The sequence below is a fragment of the Rhodococcus sp. MS16 genome, from assembly GCF_013277795.1.
GTDB classification, from domain to species: Bacteria; Actinomycetota; Actinomycetes; order Mycobacteriales; family Mycobacteriaceae; genus Rhodococcus_F; species Rhodococcus_F globerula.
In genome coordinates, this window is sequence record NZ_VBTM01000003.1 from 1 (window position 1) to 17344 (window position 17344).

Annotated in this window: 23 protein-coding genes and 1 tRNA gene; 10 read left to right on the plus strand and 14 right to left on the minus strand. The window is 62.6% G+C overall.

The window, feature by feature from the left end:
* The 6 genes from FEZ60_RS32285 to FEZ60_RS04960 form a co-directional block, all read right to left on the minus strand.
* On the minus strand, nt 1-686 hold a 686-nt coding region (locus FEZ60_RS32285), incomplete at its 3' end, for a hypothetical protein (RefSeq protein ID WP_207185750.1).
* 317 nt (nt 687-1003) lie between these two features.
* A tRNA-Ala gene (locus FEZ60_RS04940) sits at nt 1004-1079 on the minus strand.
* An 88-nt stretch (nt 1080-1167) separates the two neighbouring features.
* Entirely contained in the window at nt 1168-1905 is a 738-nt protein-coding gene (gene glpR / locus FEZ60_RS04945) for a gephyrin-like molybdotransferase receptor GlpR (RefSeq protein WP_033234241.1), read from the minus strand.
* Nucleotides 1906-2148: 243 nt separating this feature from the next.
* Complete coding sequence (locus FEZ60_RS04950; RefSeq protein WP_172935691.1) at nt 2149-2784, minus strand: GNAT family protein; 636 nt, start codon at nt 2782-2784, stop codon at nt 2149-2151.
* 57 nt (nt 2785-2841) lie between these two features.
* Nucleotides 2842-4101, minus strand: a complete 1260-nt coding sequence (gene glp / locus FEZ60_RS04955; protein ID WP_033234239.1) for a gephyrin-like molybdotransferase Glp — start codon at nt 4099-4101, stop codon at nt 2842-2844.
* Nucleotides 4102-4226: 125 nt separating this feature from the next.
* A complete protein-coding gene (locus FEZ60_RS04960) occupies nt 4227-5138 on the minus strand; it encodes a UTP--glucose-1-phosphate uridylyltransferase (protein WP_033234238.1) in 912 nt (303 codons plus the stop codon).
* Nucleotides 5139-5197: 59 nt separating this feature from the next.
* Between FEZ60_RS04960 and FEZ60_RS04965 the strand changes: the two genes are divergently transcribed.
* The 4 genes from FEZ60_RS04965 (at nt 5198) to mscL (ending at nt 7595) form a co-directional block, all read left to right on the plus strand.
* The gene (locus tag FEZ60_RS04965) at nt 5198-5773 is read left to right on the plus strand and encodes a 5-formyltetrahydrofolate cyclo-ligase (protein ID WP_033234237.1); all 576 of its coding nucleotides are present in this window, start codon (nt 5198-5200) and stop codon (nt 5771-5773) included.
* 158 nt (nt 5774-5931) lie between these two features.
* Entirely contained in the window at nt 5932-6240 is a 309-nt protein-coding gene (locus FEZ60_RS04970; protein ID WP_033234236.1) for an FmdB family zinc ribbon protein, read from the plus strand.
* 91 nt (nt 6241-6331) lie between these two features.
* Nucleotides 6332-7075, plus strand: a complete 744-nt coding sequence (locus FEZ60_RS04975; protein ID WP_033234235.1) for an SAF domain-containing protein — start codon at nt 6332-6334, stop codon at nt 7073-7075.
* A 97-nt stretch (nt 7076-7172) separates the two neighbouring features.
* Entirely contained in the window at nt 7173-7595 is a 423-nt protein-coding gene (gene mscL / locus FEZ60_RS04980; protein WP_033234234.1) for a large conductance mechanosensitive channel protein MscL, read from the plus strand.
* 244 nt (nt 7596-7839) lie between these two features.
* Here mscL and FEZ60_RS04985 read toward each other — a convergent pair whose 3' ends face one another.
* The 8 genes from FEZ60_RS04985 to FEZ60_RS05020 form a co-directional block, all read right to left on the minus strand.
* On the minus strand, nt 7840-8337 hold the full coding sequence (locus FEZ60_RS04985; RefSeq protein WP_179300869.1) for a MogA/MoaB family molybdenum cofactor biosynthesis protein: 498 nt from the start codon (nt 8335-8337) through the stop codon (nt 7840-7842).
* Nucleotides 8338-8417: 80 nt separating this feature from the next.
* Nucleotides 8418-9887: a trypsin-like peptidase domain-containing protein gene (locus FEZ60_RS04990; protein ID WP_172935692.1), complete on the minus strand. Its 1470-nt coding sequence runs from the start codon at nt 9885-9887 to the stop codon at nt 8418-8420.
* Nucleotides 9888-10078: 191 nt separating this feature from the next.
* Nucleotides 10079-11458, minus strand: coding sequence for a HAMP domain-containing sensor histidine kinase (locus tag FEZ60_RS04995; protein WP_202025801.1), 1380 nt, complete (start codon nt 11456-11458; stop codon nt 10079-10081).
* Between the two features lie 68 nt (nt 11459-11526).
* Entirely contained in the window at nt 11527-12213 is a 687-nt protein-coding gene (locus FEZ60_RS05000; protein ID WP_033234232.1) for a response regulator transcription factor, read from the minus strand.
* 71 nt (nt 12214-12284) lie between these two features.
* The gene (locus FEZ60_RS05005; RefSeq protein WP_033234231.1) at nt 12285-12896 is read right to left on the minus strand and encodes a trimeric intracellular cation channel family protein; all 612 of its coding nucleotides are present in this window, start codon (nt 12894-12896) and stop codon (nt 12285-12287) included.
* An 18-nt stretch (nt 12897-12914) separates the two neighbouring features.
* On the minus strand, nt 12915-13088 hold the full coding sequence (gene rpmF / locus FEZ60_RS05010) for a 50S ribosomal protein L32 (protein ID WP_033234230.1): 174 nt from the start codon (nt 13086-13088) through the stop codon (nt 12915-12917).
* A complete protein-coding gene (locus tag FEZ60_RS05015) occupies nt 13088-13342 on the minus strand; it encodes a type B 50S ribosomal protein L31 (RefSeq protein ID WP_033234229.1) in 255 nt (84 codons plus the stop codon). The genes rpmF and FEZ60_RS05015 overlap by 1 nt, the downstream gene beginning before the upstream one ends.
* Nucleotides 13339-14607 carry a GTP-binding protein gene (locus tag FEZ60_RS05020; protein ID WP_346343332.1) on the minus strand — a complete coding sequence of 423 codons (1269 nt, stop codon included), beginning with the start codon at nt 14605-14607 and terminating at the stop codon, nt 13339-13341. The genes FEZ60_RS05015 and FEZ60_RS05020 overlap by 4 nt, the downstream gene beginning before the upstream one ends.
* A gap of 105 nt (nt 14608-14712) precedes the next feature.
* Between FEZ60_RS05020 and rpmB the strand changes: the two genes are divergently transcribed.
* The 6 genes from rpmB to FEZ60_RS05050 all read left to right on the plus strand — a co-directional run bounded on the left by rpmB (nt 14713) and on the right by FEZ60_RS05050 (nt 17223).
* Nucleotides 14713-14949, plus strand: a complete 237-nt coding sequence (gene rpmB / locus FEZ60_RS05025; RefSeq protein WP_033234228.1) for a 50S ribosomal protein L28 — start codon at nt 14713-14715, stop codon at nt 14947-14949.
* A gap of 4 nt (nt 14950-14953) precedes the next feature.
* The gene (gene rpmG / locus FEZ60_RS05030) at nt 14954-15118 is read left to right on the plus strand and encodes a 50S ribosomal protein L33 (RefSeq protein WP_003946358.1); all 165 of its coding nucleotides are present in this window, start codon (nt 14954-14956) and stop codon (nt 15116-15118) included.
* Nucleotides 15119-15120: 2 nt separating this feature from the next.
* Nucleotides 15121-15426: a 30S ribosomal protein S14 gene (rpsN, locus tag FEZ60_RS05035; RefSeq protein ID WP_033234227.1), complete on the plus strand. Its 306-nt coding sequence runs from the start codon at nt 15121-15123 to the stop codon at nt 15424-15426.
* 9 nt (nt 15427-15435) lie between these two features.
* The gene (gene rpsR / locus FEZ60_RS05040) at nt 15436-15693 is read left to right on the plus strand and encodes a 30S ribosomal protein S18 (RefSeq protein ID WP_003946414.1); all 258 of its coding nucleotides are present in this window, start codon (nt 15436-15438) and stop codon (nt 15691-15693) included.
* Between the two features lie 110 nt (nt 15694-15803).
* Nucleotides 15804-16739 carry an AEC family transporter gene (locus FEZ60_RS05045; RefSeq protein ID WP_045069227.1) on the plus strand — a complete coding sequence of 312 codons (936 nt, stop codon included), beginning with the start codon at nt 15804-15806 and terminating at the stop codon, nt 16737-16739.
* Between the two features lie 19 nt (nt 16740-16758).
* Entirely contained in the window at nt 16759-17223 is a 465-nt protein-coding gene (locus FEZ60_RS05050; protein ID WP_033234225.1) for a hypothetical protein, read from the plus strand.
* Nucleotides 17224-17344: the final 121 nt, after the last annotated feature.

The window sequence follows — 17344 nt, forward strand, 5'->3', positions numbered from 1 at the left end:
CCGGAAGCGTTAGCCGCCTTCCAGAATGGGTTGCAAGTATCCGCAACTGCTGTAGCACCGCCATGAGACGTCCCCACCGTATCAGTGGCAGCGTTTGTGACGCCCGTAGCAGTGGTCGTGGTCGTCACTTCCGGATCAGTGGTCGTGGTCGTCACTTCCGGATCAGTGGTCGTGGTCGTCACTTCCGGATCAGTGGTCGTGGTCGTCACTTCCGGATCAGTGGTCGTCGTTACGACCGGATCAGTAGTCGTGGTCGGGACCTCTGGTTCAGTCGGGTCCGTCGTCGTTACTTCCGGATCAGTGGTCGTCGTCATAACGGGATCGGTCGTCGTGGTCACGACTGGACTCGTCGTCGTGCAGTGGTGGTGGCAACCACCGCATCCGTTGCCCCAACCATTGCCGTTGCCGTTGTTGCCGCACCCGTTGCCGCACCCGTTGCCCCAACCATTGCCGTTATTGCCGCAGCCGTTATTGCCGTTGCCGTTATTGCCGTGTTTATCCAAGGCATCAGCACTGGGAATGTCGGTGGCGTCGGTGACGGTGGTGTCAGCGCTGTCATCGCTGTTTTCACCTGCACCGGGTTGAGCCGAAACGACAGTCGGAAATACAGAAATAGCGAGGAACCCCACACCCGTCAGGCACAAGACAGCTACAAGCGCCATGACTAGCCGTCGTGGCTGGCTCATCAAATTCCTCCCGACAAAAACGTTCTAGCTGCATGCACAGGCGCAGCGACACAGTGAGATTATCGTCGCGACGTCACGGTCGTTACATGTCCAGAAAATAACTGGCCCACCAAGGATCATGCCTCAACCGGTTCGAAACCGGGTTCGGTGGGCCCCAGCGGCTGTATGAAACTGCACACACCCGCACATTCTTCGCGAGTCGCGGCGATTTGTCGACCGACCGGTCTGTAACAAAACAGGTCCCTCAGCGCTAGCTGAAGGACCTGATCGGTAACTGATTACTGGGTGGAACTGATTACTGGATGGAGCTGATTACGTGGTGGAGCTGAGGGGAATCGAACCCCTGACCTCTTCGATGCGAACGAAGCGCGCTACCAACTGCGCCACAGCCCCTTGCCACCGCCCGAAAGCGTGTGCTCGGCAACTCTAGCAGGACCGAAGTCCGAGCCTCGAGTTACCCGCCTCCGAAACGATGAACGTTTTACTGACCCGATGCGCGTCGCATTTCCGACTGCATCGGCACTTCCTCGTAGTGATCGAGGTGGTCGAACGCCGGGTCTCCGTCGTCAACTTCCAGGACTACTGCGCCCGGTCGGCGCAGACGAGAAGGAATCAGGCGCAATTCCTCGTCTGTGTGTGATTCGACGCCCAGACGTGAACGGTTGAGCCGTTCAGTGCGACGGCGGCGAATTTCCTGCTCGATGCGCACTTGCCGGCGCAGATATGCCAAGTAGCCGACGAGACCGGCAAACGACAAGGCACAGAGCCACCACACCAGGGGCGAGACGATCAGCGCGAGTGCACCGGCCATGATCGAGACGAAGGCAAGTCCGAGAAGGGTGCGCTGGCGAAACGTGTAGCGCGCTTCTCGGGCGACGGCATCGGCTTCGGGATCGAATCCACCGCGGCCGCGTCGGACAGGCACGAACTCCCTGACCGGGGCACGGCCACCGCTGTAGTCGCTGTCTTCTGCGTGAGTGTCCATCTGGTCCTCCGCGTCGTAGCTGCTGCGCACTGGTTCTGGTTGCCAGTTCGGATCGCTTCGATGTCCGGCTGCCGGTCCGCGTCGCACAGGATTGCTGTCGCCGCGGTGAAGTACGCGAGTCGCAAGAGCCGCTTCGCTGGTCTGACGGATCCGGGGGCGCTTGTTCACGAGCATGGGCACGAGCACGAACAACCAGACGGCCACGAGCCCGATCCACACGAATGAACTAGGCATGCCGCGACCTCCTCCCGATCACCTACCAGCACCTATGCCAGCCGTTGATGAATCAAGGTTAACGGCCGACCGGCTCGCATCGTTGCCGACGCGCCGAACCCCACCTTACTCATGTGTCACACGCGTACCGAACCGAACTGACCGATCCGCCGGAATTTGTCGGAGGAAGAGTTGAACTCGCAATGACCCGGCCTAGCAATTTTGATGACAATTCGGGCGGTAACTACCTTTTAACTAGGGACTTCATACCCAAGACGCACGACCGGAGCGCACAAGCCGATCCACAACTGTGGTGGGAATCTCTTCAATCGTGATCCCCACAAGCACATGATCGCGCCACTGCCCGTCGACGTCGAGGTACCGGCGTAGGAGTCCCTCTTCACGGAAGCCGACGTTGTGGAGCACGGCGCGCGAGGACGAATTCTCCGGACGAACAGTTGCCTCGACACGATGCAATCCCACCTGCGAGAAGGCATGGTCCAACGTGAGCGCCACCGCAGCTGTCGCCACACCACCACCCGTGACATCCGACGCAACCCAATAACCCACCCAAGCGGAACGCAACGCGCCGCGAACGATGTTGCCGATGGTGATCTGCCCGCAGTAATTGCCGTCCAGCTCGATCACCCACGGAAGTATCCGGCCTTTGCGCGCCTCGGATCGAAGACTTCCGCACAACGACGGCCACACGGTGATGTGATGCCGGGCATCCCACGGCGATTCACCGGTCGGTTCCCACGGCTCGAGATGCTCTCTATCCCGAATGCGCAATCTGCTCCACGCGGACGCGTCGCGCAACCGAATCGGCCGGACGGTGACCACACCGGCAGCCACACGAATCGGGCCCAGCTTCTCGGGCCATCCGGGATGGACTGACATCACACCTCATTCGGTTGGAAAGTCGAAGCGGCGCACCGGAAGTGAGCCAGCCGTGACTCAGCCACGTTGGGCGAGAAATGCGACGTCGACTTCTTCACCGATCTGCACTTCGGTGACATCCCGGTCGACGAGTACCAGGCAATTTGCTTCGGCCAACGTCGCCAACAGGTGGGACGACGCGCCCGCGGCGCCACCGAGAGCCTGGACCAGGTACTCCCCCGTTGCCTCGTCGCGCATCAACTGCCCACGAAGGAATCCTTTACGGTCCGCGATCGACGTAATCGTTCCCACCGTTCGGGCCTTCACGATGCGACGCATCGGCTGGCGACGACCGAGCGCGATCCGGATGAGCGGCCTGACCATGACCTCGAACACCACGAGCGCACTGACCGGATTCGACGGGAGCAGGAAGGTCGGTACCTCGTCACGCCCGAGCTGACCGAACCCTTGAACTGATCCCGGATGCATCGCGACCCGCTCGACCTCGAGCGTTCCCAGTTCGGACAGCGCATCGCGGACCTCGTCGGACGCTCCACCGCCGACAGCTCCCGCGATGACCACGATCTCGGATCGGATCAATTGCCCCTCGACAACCTCTCGCAACCGGCGAGCATCCGATCCGGAAATGCCAACCCGGTTGACGTCGGCTCCGGCGTCACGAGCAGCCGCAGCCAGGGCATACGAATTCACGTCGTAAACCTGGCCGGGTCCCGGAGTTCGGTCGATGTCGACCAGCTCGCCCCCGACGCTGATGACCGATAGCCGCGGACGCGGATGCACCAGAACTTTGTCACGGCCCACTGCCGCGAGAAGTCCGACCTGGGCAGCGCCGATGATGGTTCCCGCCCGAACAGCGACATCGCCCGGTTGCACGTCGTCACCCGCGCGTCGTACGTAGTCTCCTGAGCGCACCGGCGCAAAGACTCGCACGCGGGCGCGGCCACCGTCGGTCTGCTCCAGCGGGAGAACCGCATCGGCCAACGTGGGCAGCGGCGCGCCTGTGTCGACGCGCACAGCTTGCCGTGGCTGTAGCCGGATCGGCTGACGCGAACCGGCCGTGACCTCACCGACGACAGGCAGGCTCAAGTCGATCGGCTCGCCGTCCTCGCCACGCAGATCCGTGCCGGCACCCGCAACATCGACGCTACGGACTGCGTATCCGTCGATGGCAGCCTGATCGAACCCTGGCAGCGGCCGCTCGGTGACCACTTCCTCGGCACAGAGCAACCCCTGTGCCTCCGAAATGGCGACACGAACCGGCCGGGGCGCAACTGCAGCGGCTGTGACCCTGGTCTGCTGCTCCTCAACCGACCGCATATGGACTGCGTCCTCCTACTTTGTCGCGAAACTCGTGTTACCCGCAGCCCATGATGCCTTGCCACACGATTGGCCGGTCATCTCGATCCTGCGTCAACTGCTGTGCGGAGATGTCCGAACTATCCCTATCGTTCGAGACGAGCAACCAACCACTCTCGTAATGACGGGCCGTAGTCATCCATGTCCAGTGCGAAGTCAACCGCAGCGCGGAGGTAACCGCCGGGATTTCCGAGGTCGTGTCGAGTACCGCGATGAACGACGACATGCACGGGGTGGCCTTCGGAGATGAGAAGCGCGATGGCGTCGGTCAGCTGTAATTCACCACCGGTTCCGGGCTTGATGCGTCGCAGTGCGTCGAAAATGGCGCGATCGAGCAGGTATCGACCAGCGGCAGCAAACGTGGACGGCGCATCCTCCATAGCCGGCTTCTCGACCATCCCGATGACCTTGAGCACGTCGGGGTTGGTGGCGTCCGGCACGATTTCGACGTCGAAGACGCCGTATGCGCTGACTTTGTCCTTGGGAACTTCGATGGCGCACAAAACCGAACCGCCGCGCTTGGCGCGTACCTTGGCCATGGTTTCGAGCACACCTCTAGGCAACACGAGATCGTCGGGCAGAAGAACCGCGATCGCATCCTCGTCGTCGTCGAGGACAGCCTCGGCGCAACCGACCGCGTGCCCCAAACCGAGTGGCTGATCCTGGATCACGGAGTCGACTTCGAGGAGTCCGGGTGCCTTACGCACCTTGGCCAGTAGAGCGAGCTTTCCACTCGCTTCCAGCTTGCTTTCGAGGACAAGATCCTCGACAAAATGCGCGACAACCCCGTCTTTGCCGGGCGAGGTCACGATGACCAGGCGCTCAGCGCCGGAATCGGCGGCCTCCCCGGCAACCAGTTCGATACCCGGTGTGTCGACGACCGGCAGCAATTCCTTGGGAACGGTCTTGGTGGCCGGCAGGAAGCGGGTACCCAATCCGGCAGCAGGAACCACGGCCGTACGAAAGGCCTTCTTGTTGCTAGCGACCACGTCTGTCATGCCAACACCCTAACGGCAGCTTGTTACCCGATGGTCAGCACGATGCATATCGTGAAGTGGTGGAACCTCGAGAAAAAGAGCAATGGCGACAAACAGTGCTGGCCGGGCGGCGTGCGATATCGGAGCAAACTCGGAGCACCGAATCGTCGGCACTCACGGCACACTCGCTTGATCTGACAATCCCGGGGACGACTGTCTGCGCCTACGTTCCGACCAGGACCGAACCTGGAACCACTGACCTGCTGGACGCGCTGGCAGCCGTCGCAGATCGCGTTCTCCTGCCGATCACCGGCGCACCCGGCCCGCTGTCCTGGGTCGAGTACACAGGTGTCGACGCACTTCGCCCCGCTGCGTACGGGCTACGGGAACCCGTCGGACCGGTACTACCACCGGAAACGATCGCGCTCGCCCACACTGTCTTCGTCCCGGCCCTCGCCGTGGATCGCCGAGGCACTCGGCTGGGACGCGGCGCCGGGTACTACGACCGCACGCTGGGATTGGCGTCGCCGACTGCCAGGCTCGTCGCGGTAGTTCGCGACTCGGAGCTCGTCGAACAGCTCCCCGCAGATCCGCACGACATTCCGATGGGCTGGGCGCTGACCCCGACTGCGGGTTGGACCCGACTGGACCGATGAGGCGGCCGCCACCATTTCTCGCGCAGTGGGAATAGACACGTAATTAGCGCTGTTGGCACTGTCACTTGTAGAGTGCTAAGGGCTGCGGTGTCAGAACTGGCTCGACAGCACTCGCCAGCCCTGATGAAGCACTTAGATCACAATGCGGAGGAAGCCCGGTGCCTACCTACTCATACGCATGTACGGAATGTGACAACCGTTTCGACATCGTCCAGTCGTTCAGCGAAGATTCGCTGACGGTCTGCCCAGCCTGCTCCGGCAAGCTCCGCAAGCTGTTCAACTCGGTGGGCATCGTGTTCAAGGGCAGCGGTTTCTACCGCACCGACAGCCGAGGTGGCTCCAGCACGGCCAGCGAACCCGCCAAGAGCGATTCCGCTCCGGCCGCAAAGTCCGAGTCGTCGACCAAGTCCGAGTCGTCCTCTTCGTCGACCAGCACTCCGGCTCCGGCAAAGGCTGCAGCCAGCTAGTTCGAGCACGACTTTCTCCACAACCGCGAGGTTGTCCACAGGCAGATAACGGTAGGGCCGAAAAGCACGCTTTCGGCCCTACCGTTCGTCTATGCCACCACCATCACCGTCCGGGCTGTTCCGCGCACGATCTCGGAGTCACGGCCGATCCAGACCGCAGAATTTCGGTGAAGTCGACCTCACGCCCAGCGTCGTCGACCGCTTGGTTGCGATTGCAAAGCCCAACCGCGCACGAGGCTCGGCAGTTCGAAAAATCGCCGCACTCACTCTTGCCGTGCTCGGAATAGCGCTGCTGTTTCGCGGCGATCCTGACTCCGATACCGTCCGGGTTGTCACCGCGGCCCGCGATGTCGCTCCCGGACAACTTGTCACCGACGACGACCTCGGAATCAGCGAGTTCTCTGCCGATCACCTTCCCGACGGGACGCTTACCGAGTTCGCCGACGTTGTGGGCAGCACCGTCGCCGGGCCTGTTCGCCGCGGAGAAATCGTCACAGACGTCCGAGTTCTCGGGTCGCGTCTGGCCCGTGAGTCCACGGGAACCGACGACGCGCGAATTGTCCCGGTCCGGCTAGCGGATGCCGCAGTTTCGGACATTGTCCGTAGCGGCGACATTGTCGATGTGCTCACAGTTGAGCCCGACACTCCGAACGAGCAGACAAACGACAACAAACCCACGATTCTTGCGTCGGGCGCCGTTGTTGTCATGGTCACCGCTGCGGAAAGTACACGTAACCAGCAAGAACAGGTGATCATGCTGGCATTGCCCACCGAGGCGGCTACTCGCGTCGCGGCCGCATCACTGGTCAACGCCATCACCGTGACGTTCAAGTAAGCAAACACATTGATGCTTGCTCCTTTAGGATTTTTGCATTCGGCTCTCTCCAGAGAACCGACACGTTCATCTCACACACAATTCGGGGGACACCGAAATGCTCAAGGGATTCAAAGACTTCCTGCTCCGCGGAAACGTGCTCGACCTGGCCGTTGCAGTGGTCGTGGGCGCAGCGTTCACCGCGATCGTCACGGCCTTCACGTCGAACATCATCAACCCACTCATCGCCGCCATTGGTGGATCCGACGAATTGGGCTGGGGAAAGGAGATCATTGCCGGCAATCCCGAAACCTTCGTCAACATCGGTGCCGTGGTCACCGCGATCATCAACTTCGTCATCATCGCGGCAGTTGTCTACTTCGTGCTGATCGTTCCCGCGAACGCGGCCAAGAAGAAGTTCGTCACCGAACCCGAGGACAAGGAAGCCAGCGAAACCGATCTGCTCATCCAGATCCGCGACATCCTCGCTTCCGGTGTAACCGACCCCGACTCCGGCGCCCACGCCAAGAGCTTCGACTAGCGTCCACCTGACAGATCAGGCCCGCCCCGGACATTCCGGGACGGGCCTGATCTGTCTGATGCGTCAACCGCCGTGATGCGGCGGAACCTGCCTGCGTAACCACTCGTCATCCGACGAACGGGAGGATCCTTGCGGGTCACGCTCGTCGGATGTCGTCTCCGGGAACACATCCCCGAAAATGCGCGCCAAAGCCTCTTTGTCGACAGACTTCTTTTCTGCGCTCTGTTCGTCGGACAACTTCTACTCAGCCCTCGAGGCTGGACAGTTCGGCGATCACATGGCCCGCCAAAGCCGTCAACGTTGCCATACCGTCACGGATCGCGGGGCGCGTCGACGCCAGGTTGGCGACGACGGTGCTGCCCGAGACACCGACCAAGCCGCGGGACAAGCCCGCTTCGAGCGATCCTGCGGACAACCCGGACGCCCGCAGCGCCTCGGCGATTCCCGGGATCTCCCGATCGAGCACCTCAGCCGTCACGTCCGGTGTCACGTCGCGCGGTGACACTCCGGTACCGCCGACCGAGATCACCAAGTCGACACCACCGATCACCGCGGTATTGAGAGCGTTCCGGATTTCCACCTCGTCGGCGGCAACTGCAACCGTCGCGTCGACGTGAAAACCTGCTTCGTTCAGCAGTTCCGTAACCAACGGACCGATGGAGTCGGTGGTATCACCGTGAGCGGTGCGATCGTCGACGATGACAACCAGGGCGCGGCCGGCCGATGTGGCTTCGAGTTCCATGACTCCTACCGTAGTGCCGCGCCCCGAATCAGTTGCGGTCCGGCCGAAGATCGGGGTGATCGTCGGCCGGTCGCCAACTGTCACCGCCCACCTTGCGCCGGCGCGGTTCCCAGCGTGACGTCGACGGTCTTCTGCTGACCACCGTCGGTGTATGTGATCGACACGGTGTCGCCGGGAGCGTGCGACCGCACTGCCGCGATGAGCGAATCACCGTCTGCGACAACACGATCGTCGACCTTCGTGATGACGGCACCCTTCGGGATTCCGGCCTTGGCTGCCGGACCGTCAGCGGTGACGTCCATAACCGTCGCACCATCCGCGTTGTCCTGCGAGGGCACCGTCACACCGATCATGGCCTGAGTGGCCTTGCCGGTTTCGATCAACTCGTTGGCAACACGCCTGGCCTGATCGATCGGGATGGCAAAGCCGAGTCCGATCGACCCACCCTGCGTGCCCGACGAGGCTCCCAGTGACGCGATGGCCGTGTTGATACCGATCAACTGTCCGTCCATGTTGACCAGTGCGCCACCCGAGTTACCCGGGTTGATGGCCGCGTCGGTCTGCAGGGCATCGATAACCGTGTTCTGGTTGCCCGACTCGCCGCTGGTGGACACCGGTCGATTGAGCGCCGAGATGATGCCTTCGGTGACCGTTCCGGCCAGCCCCAACGGTGAACCGACTGCAACAACCTGCTGACCGACCACTACCTCGGCCGAATTGCCCAGGTCGATCGGCGTCAGATCATTGCGACCCTCGACCTTGATGACGGCGATATCGGAAACCGGATCGGCACCGACCAGGGTTGCCGATGCCTTGCTTCCGTCGGAGAACGACACACTCAACTGCGCACCGGAGGCGCCGGCAACGTGATTGTTGGTCAGGATGAGACCGTCGGAGGACAGAATCACGCCGGATCCTTCCCCACCGGAGCCCTGAGCTGTGGCCACCTCGATCTGGACCACACTGGGCACGACCTTCTGAGCCACGGCCTGCACCGAACCGGCCGGCGCGTTGGACGTGTTGGTTGCTGTCGGCTTGGCAGCGTTGAGCGAATTGGTGACGGTTCCGCTGCCACCGTTGTTGTCCGCCACAATCGCGCCGACCGCACCGCCGACACCGCCGCTGACGAGCACCAGTGCAAGCGCGCCGGCTACCAGTGCCATGCGCTTCGACTTCGGCTTGGCCGGTTCGGGATCAGCGTTGGGTCCGCGCAGCGCAGCGGGGATCGGTCCGCCGGGTCCGGCAGCGCCACCTGGTCCGGCGGGGCCGGCCGGGCTCGCTGCACTCTGATAGGGCGACTGCTGCTGGTGAGCAGCGTCATGTGCGCCGTAGTGCTGCCCGAACGACTGCGTGGGCTGCTGCCCGTAACCCGGCGCCTGATGCTGCTGGGTCGGGTAAGGCTGCTGCTGCGTCGGGTAAGCCTGCGTGGGGTTCTGCTGGGCAGGATTAGGCTGGGCAGGATTCTGCTGGGTCGGGTAAGCCTGCGTCGGCTGGGGCTCGTTGCTTGGCTGCTCGGGCCGGTCAGGCCCAGTGTTACGGTCCTCGGTCATCGGCTCGCTTTCGTCTCGGTGACCACCGGATTGGTTGGTCACAACTCTGTTGACTACAAGACTGCCTTGCGCTGCTGAGAAGCCGCTGAGACTCACCTGTCACTTTGCCCAGAGTTTGCACCGATAATTCTGTGCACCCTGCTCACTTTTCGAAAAGCACTCTCGCTGAACACATTACCCACGGTGTCCAGTTATTCGGCGATCGGACCCGGCTCCCCGGGAAGCACGATCCGAACCAGTGCCCCACCACGATCGGATTCCTCGATCGCAATGGTGCCACCGTGCTTGATCACCACCTGGCGCACTATCGCAAGTCCCAGACCGGATCCCGGCATGGAACGCGCAGCGGTGGACCGGTAGAAACGATCGAACACCAACTCCCGATCTTCCTCCGGAATACCCGGTCCCGCATCACTGACGGTCAATTCCAACAGTCCTTGACCGACTGGGCGCATCTCGACGCGCACCTGCTCGCCCTTTGGGCTCCATTTCGCGGCGTTGTCGAGGACGTTGAGTACGGCACGCGAGAGTCCCGCTTGATCGCCGTACACAAACCAGGGCGTTGTCACGGCCTCGAATTCAATTTCGTTGCGGCGTCGACGCGCACGTTCGAGTGATCGTTCGACGACGTCACTGACATCAACGCGCTCGTACACCGTTTCGGGTGCGTCTTCTCGCGCGAGATCGACGAGGTCACCGACAAGAGTCGACAGCTCTTCGATCTGTGCCACGACGTCGGCTCGCAGTTCCGCCATGTCCTCGTCCGGAATTTGTGGTGCCCCTGGCCGGCTCGACGCGATCAGCAGCTCCATATTGGTGCGGAGCGACGTCAGCGGTGTGCGCAGTTCGTGACCGGCGTCGGCGACGAGACGACTCTGTCGTTCCCGGGATTCGGCAAGTGCCCGGAGCATGGTGTTGAAGCTCTCGGTGAGGCGCGCCAGTTCGTCACTGCCGGATACGGGGATCTGCGTCAGATCGTCGGTGCGGGCAACGCGTTCGGTGGCATCCGTCAACCGGGCGATAGGTCGTAAACCTGTGCGCCCCACCGTCGTACCGGCTACCGCGGCAAGTATGACGCCGCAGCCACCGACGACAAACAGCACCCAGGCAAGTCGATCGAGCACTGCGACGGTCGGCTCCAACCGCTGCGCGATCACCAACGTGCTTCCGTCGTGGGTTCGTTGCGCCAGCACGCGCTGCCCTTCGACGGTCCGCAGTGACGACTCTGCGGTGCCCCGCGCGACGGCGAGTTCGGGTTCGCCGATCGGCACGTCGGAACCGGGCGGCTGATACGTATCGAGGTTCGAAAAGACGAGGGCCACACTGATATCGGTGGTGTACAGGGTGGCACCGGTGATGTACCGGGGATCGAAACGCACGATGTTGCTGTCGATGAGAACCGATGCGCGAGTGCGTAACTGGTGATCAACGTCGGCGTACAGCGCACGTGAGACCACCGCATAGGCAGCGATGGCCATGACAGCGACGGCTACCGCAACGACGGACGCGGCCAGCAATGTGACCCGCCATCGCAGCGACACCGATCGGGTCAACGGCATGGGCGGGCGCATCCCGGCCGCCGAGCCGTTCGATGTGGGAGAGGTCTTCGGCTCCGCGTTCTTGCCGAAGGGTGCAGCGATCACGGTGGTGTCTCCCGCAGGACGTAGCCGACACCGCGCACGGTGTGAATCAGCCTCGGTTCGCCGTCGGCCTCGGTTTTACGACGAAGGTAGCCGACGTAAACCTCGAGAGCGTTGCCGGAGGTCGGGAAATCGTATCCCCACACCTCCTCGAGAATGCGCCCACGGGTGAGGACGCGACGTGGGTTGGCCATCAGCATTTCGAGAAGCGAGAACTCGGTTCGGGTGAGACTGATGGATCGCTCGCCTCGCCGAACCTCACGGGTCACCGGGTCGAGGGTGAGATCCTCGAAGGTCATCATCTCGGAGTCTGCGTCAGGATCCGGTGCGGTTCGCCGGAGCAGCGCGCGCAATCGGGCCAGCAGCTCTTCCAGTGCAAAAGGCTTGGGAAGGTAGTCGTCGGCACCGGCGTCGAGACCGGCGACGCGTTCGCTGACGGAATCGCGGGCAGTGAGCACCAGGATCGGGAGATCGTCGCCGGCGCTGCGCAGCCGGCGGCACACTTCGAGTCCGTCGAGGCGCGGCATCATGACGTCGAGAACCACGGCGTCCGGCCGGTTCGCGAGGATCTTCTCGAGCGCGTCGAGTCCGTCCACCGCCAGTTCTACCGTGTAGCCGTTGAAGCTGAGCGAGCGCCGGAGCGACTCGCGAACGGCCCGGTCGTCGTCGACCACCAAAATACGCATACCGACAGTTTGGACTGAAGTGCTGAGATAGGGCTGAGAGGGTCCCGTTCGGGAGGTTCGGCGTGTCGCCGTCAGTCTTCAGTGCGGCGTGGTCCCGGCAGGCTCCAATGACGCCACAGCGCAAGCAATCTGAAGACGGCGGCAAACGCGGTGCCGACCACAAGCGCACCGTTCGTGGACAACCCCCACGCCGAGACTGTGACCACCAACGCAGCGCCGAGGAGCGCCGGGACGGCATAGAGGTCCTTGTGGAGCAGCAAGGGCACCTCGTTGACGAGGACGTCTCGGATCACGCCGCCGCCGATCGCCGCGGTGGCACCGATCAGCGTGGCAGCCAGTCCGCTGGCGTTGTTCTCGAGGGCGATGACGGTTCCGGTGCTGGCAAACAGGCCCATGCCCAGTGCGTCGAGCGCCAGAATTTCGCGGCGCAGGCGGTTGAGCGGCTCGTGCAGGTAGAACACCGCAAGGGACGTGAGGGCGGCCGTTCCGAAGTACGGCCAGCTACTCAGCGAACTGGGTGGGTGGACGCCGAGTAGGACGTCGCGGACGATACCGCCGCCGATGCCGGTGAATACGCCCACCGAGCACACCCCGAAGATGTCGAGACGCTTGGTGACGCCCACCAGAGCACCGGAAGCGGCAAACGCCACGATGCCCACCAGTTCGAGGATCGACAGCAGCACCGGCCAAGGATCGCACGGTCAGAGCCGCTGAGGGTCGATCACCCCGAGTCGAACTGCTTTGACCAACCGTCGGGGAACCTTGTGGGTGTGACCGAAGGCGGTGACCTCGACCAGATCGGGCGGCGTCGCTTTCCACTGGGACCGTCGACTACGTGTGTTGGAGCGGGACATCTTCCGCTTGGGAACAGCCATCAGCGCGCCGTGCGCTTTCCGTAGCGACGCTCGAACTTCTCGACGCGGCCAGCGGTATCCATGACGCGTTGCGCTCCCGTCCAGAACGGGTGCGAGTCGCTCGTGACGTCGACAACCAGCAGCGGGTAGGTGTTGCCGTCTTCCCATTGGGTGGTTCGGTCACTCGTCACGGTGGAACGGGTGAGGAAGCTCTTGCCGGTGCCGGCGTCCTGGAACACCACGGGGTGGTAGTCGGGGTGCAGTTGCTTTTTCATTCGTTTGCCTCTCGGATCGATTCGGTTTCTGCGTAGGGTGATTGGGATTCGTCGCATGGGTCCTCGTGGAACTCGCCGAACGGGTCGTCCCAGTCGGACCACGATTTTTCGTCGGCCAGTTCCTCGTCGGTGACCAGCGCATGTTGCAGCGTTCGGTCGATCTCGAGGGGGTTGGCGTCGCACACCAGCACCACCATCGAGGTGTCGCGGTCGCCGAAACGGTCGTCCCATTTCAATGCGGCCAGTGCGCGTCGCTCGACCGGCACGCCCTCCAGTTCCTCGGGAGTCATGGCCGCCAGCCACGTGTCTGCGCTCGCAACCCGTAGGCCGCCGCCTGCGGATTCCAGCCAGAGCGCTTCCCCGGGTTGCGTCGCCACCCACACTCGCCCGCGCGAGCACACGACGCCGTCGAGCAGGACGTCGATCGCGTCATGTAGACGTCCGGGGTGGAACGGGCGGTTGGCGGTGAACTCCACGAGCATCACGCCGCTGTCTTCCTCGAGCGGTGGCTGGAAACGCAGCAGCGGTGAGTGAGCGTCGGCAAGTTCGCCGCGTCTGGAATCCTCGGGCACTGCGAGGAGCACCTTCTCGATGTCGCCGCCCGCATCGACGACGGGCGCCCGGGGCGCAAGCCGAGCCAGGACAGCCCGCAGACGCGTGTGTTGCCAACTGTCGATATCCGCCATCCCCTGCACGACAAGTGCGTCGGCGAACTCGACCTGGCCGACAACCACCTGAGCCAGTGTTCGATCGTCGTCGAGGGCTTCGTCACTGAGGGCGTCCGAAAGCCAGCTTTCGGCGTCGATGCACGTCACAACGGCGTCGACGCGGACATCTCGCTCGGCCGGACCGTCCAGTTGGCCGACGACTCCGGCCACCACGACGTGCTCGATCGCCCAGCACAGCGCTTCGGGTTCGAGTTGCGGGTCCAGCAGCACGACGATGCGCGCAACCGAACTGCGAGCGTGTAACCGACGCAGCAGCGGTAGCAAATCCTGGCTGAGCGTGCAGGACACGCAGCCGTGCGCGAGTTCGAGGATGGTCTCCCGTTCCGAGACCGTGTTGCCGGCCACTGTCGTTCCGGTCACTGTCGTCCCGGCCACTGTCGTGATTGTCCGTCGCACTACTCCCTCGCGGACGTGACTCAGGTCGTGATGCACCAGCACTGTTCCGGCCCGCAGTAGTGCGCGCGCGGTCGGTGTGGTGGTTTCGCTCATGCCGGCAACCAGGACCAGCGGAGTCCTGCCGTCCAGGATCGTGTTCACAGCGCGCCCTTTCTGGGAATGATTGTCATTACCGAGACTGGACGCTACATTGATCTCACTCCATTGTCGAAAACGATTGTCATCTGCAATTAGAAAGGAACACCCATGTCGTCTCGCTGCCAAGTGACCGGACGTGTGCCGGGATTCGGAAAATCCGTCTCGCACTCCCACAAGCGTTCGAATCGCCGCTGGAATCCGAACATCCAGCGCAAGACGTATGTATTGCCGAGCGAAGGGCGTCGCGTCACCCTCACTCTGTCCACGAAGGGCATCAAGACGATCGACCGCGACGGCATCGAATCCGTCGTCGCCCGAATCCGCGCACGCGGCGAGAAGATCTGAGCTGATGGCCCGCAACGAGATCCGGCCGATCGTGAAACTGAAGTCCACCGCAGGCACCGGCTACACCTACGTGACCCGCAAGAACCGTCGCAACGACCCCGATCGACTCGTGCTGAAGAAGTACGACCCGGTGCTCCGAAAGCATGTCGATTTCCGAGAAGAGAAATAGCCGTGGCCAAGAAGTCGAAGATCGCCAAGAACAACCAACGACGGGTCATCGTCGAGCGATACCGCGAGCAGCGGTCCGCCCTGAAGGAGACGATTCGCTCCCCGAAAAGCTCCCTTGAGGAACGCGCACGGGCCCAAGCGACCCTGCAACGTCTACCACGCGACGCGAGTCCGGTACGATTGCGCAATCGAGACGCTGCGGATGGACGTCCGCGCGGCCACCTGCGGAAGTTCGGGCTATCCCGGATTCGCGTGCGAGAAATGGCGCACCGTGGGGAACTGCCTGGCGTACACAAGTCGAGCTGGTAAGGAAGTCGGATGGCAGTCAAGCGTTCACCGTCGAAGAAGCCACGCCCCGTAGAGGGACGTAAGCCCAAGAAGAACCCGTTGTTCGCAGCGAAGATCACGCATGTCGATTACAAGGACATCAACTTGCTTCGCACGTTCATCTCGGACCGCGGCAAGATCCGTAGCCGCCGCGTCACGGGCCTGACCCCGCAGCAGCAGCGTCAGGTCGCCGTTGCAGTGAAGAACGCACGCGAAATGGCGTTGCTTCCCTTCACCGCCGCACGGTAGTCACACGTAGAAGACCGGAAAGGCCGCGCAGTCACTCGACTGCGCGGCCTTTTTGTTGCCCGGACTAAGATTCCTGAAGTTATTCGGTCCAGCTGAGAGGTGCCCGCAGCGTGTCGGGAGTTATTGCGGGTTTCACCGTTATTTTTGTTGTCATCGCGGTCGGCTTTCTCCTCGGTCGCCTCGGCACGTTGGGCAGCCAAGGCCAATTTGTTCTCGGCCGCCTCGTCTTCTTCGTCGCAACCCCCGCGCTGCTGTTCACGACCCTCGCGTCGTCCGATCTGTCGGTGATCTTCTCGCCTACGTTGGCGGTCGCGTCGGCCACTGCCTTTGCCGTCGGCGCCTTGTACGTAGTGATCGCAAAACTCTGGCTTGGTCGACCGCTTCCCGAACTGACCATCGGCGCGCTGTCCGCGTCGTACGTGAACTCGGCGAACCTCGGTATCCCGATCGCAGTGTTCGTCCTCGGTGACGCAACGTTCGTGGCGCCACTTCTGCTGTTCCAGATTGTCGTGTACTCCCCCATCGCGTTGACGATCCTCGATCTCACGGCATTGCGGGGCGAAGCCGAAAAACTGTCACTGATCGACACTGTCACCGCTCCGTTCAAGAACCCGATCGTGCTCGCAGGTGCGGCGGGCTTGATCGTCGCGTTGATCGGCTGGGTGCCACCGAGACCGCTGATGCAGCCGTTCGAATTGATCGGGGCAACCTCGGTACCCGGCGCCTTGCTTGCCTTCGGCCTGTCCTTGTACGGCGTGCGCGTGCTCGAGAAAGGCTCGAGTCCCCGCCGGGACGTGGCGCTGGCCTCGACGCTCAAGATCGTCGTCCAACCGGTGCTCGCCTATCTGATGGCGCATTACCTGCTCGGCATCGACGGTCATCAATTGTTTGCGATCGTCGTCGTGTCCACCTTGCCGACTGCCCAGAACGTTTTCATCTACGCGAGCCGTTACCGTCGCGGAATGGTGTTGGCCCGAGACAGCGCATTTGTCACCACTTTGGCATCAATTCCGGCAATCGCGCTGGTCACGGCGCTACTCGCATGACCAGGGTTACGGTGGATGCATGCGCGTAATCACCCTCGCCGTTCTGGCCGCCCTGGCATTGGCGGGATGTGCCATCGGCACGAGTACCAATGCCGGCGTCGGGACCCCGAAAGTGCTTGCAGCGCAGGGTGCTGTTCCCGCCGATTGGGCACGAGAATCGCCTGTCCCCACGGAGGTCGACGACACCGATATCGGCACGATGTTCGAGGATCGGCCAGACATCGTCGGCGCCGGGGAGACCATGTTCGAGTCGTGGTCGGAAGTGGACGAGAATACCGTTGCCGTTCATTTCGTGACCGGAACGCCGGAATGTTACGGCGCGTATACAACTCTCGACGAGACGGACGACGCGGTGGTCATCACGCTCCACACCGGTTCTCTGCCCGAAGCTGCGGACAGGATGTGCGTTCTTGTGGCCGTGTTCGGATCCCTCGATGTGCATTTGAGTAGACCGCTCGGCGATCGCGTCGTGGTCAACGGATAGTCGCACGCCTTTTCGTCACAACTTCTGCGGGTTAACACTCCGTTTTGTCAGGTGTGGCGTGGGTCTCTTCGCGGCAGACTGTGAGCAGTCACCCGTTCACTGTTCACGCGTCGGCTTCTAT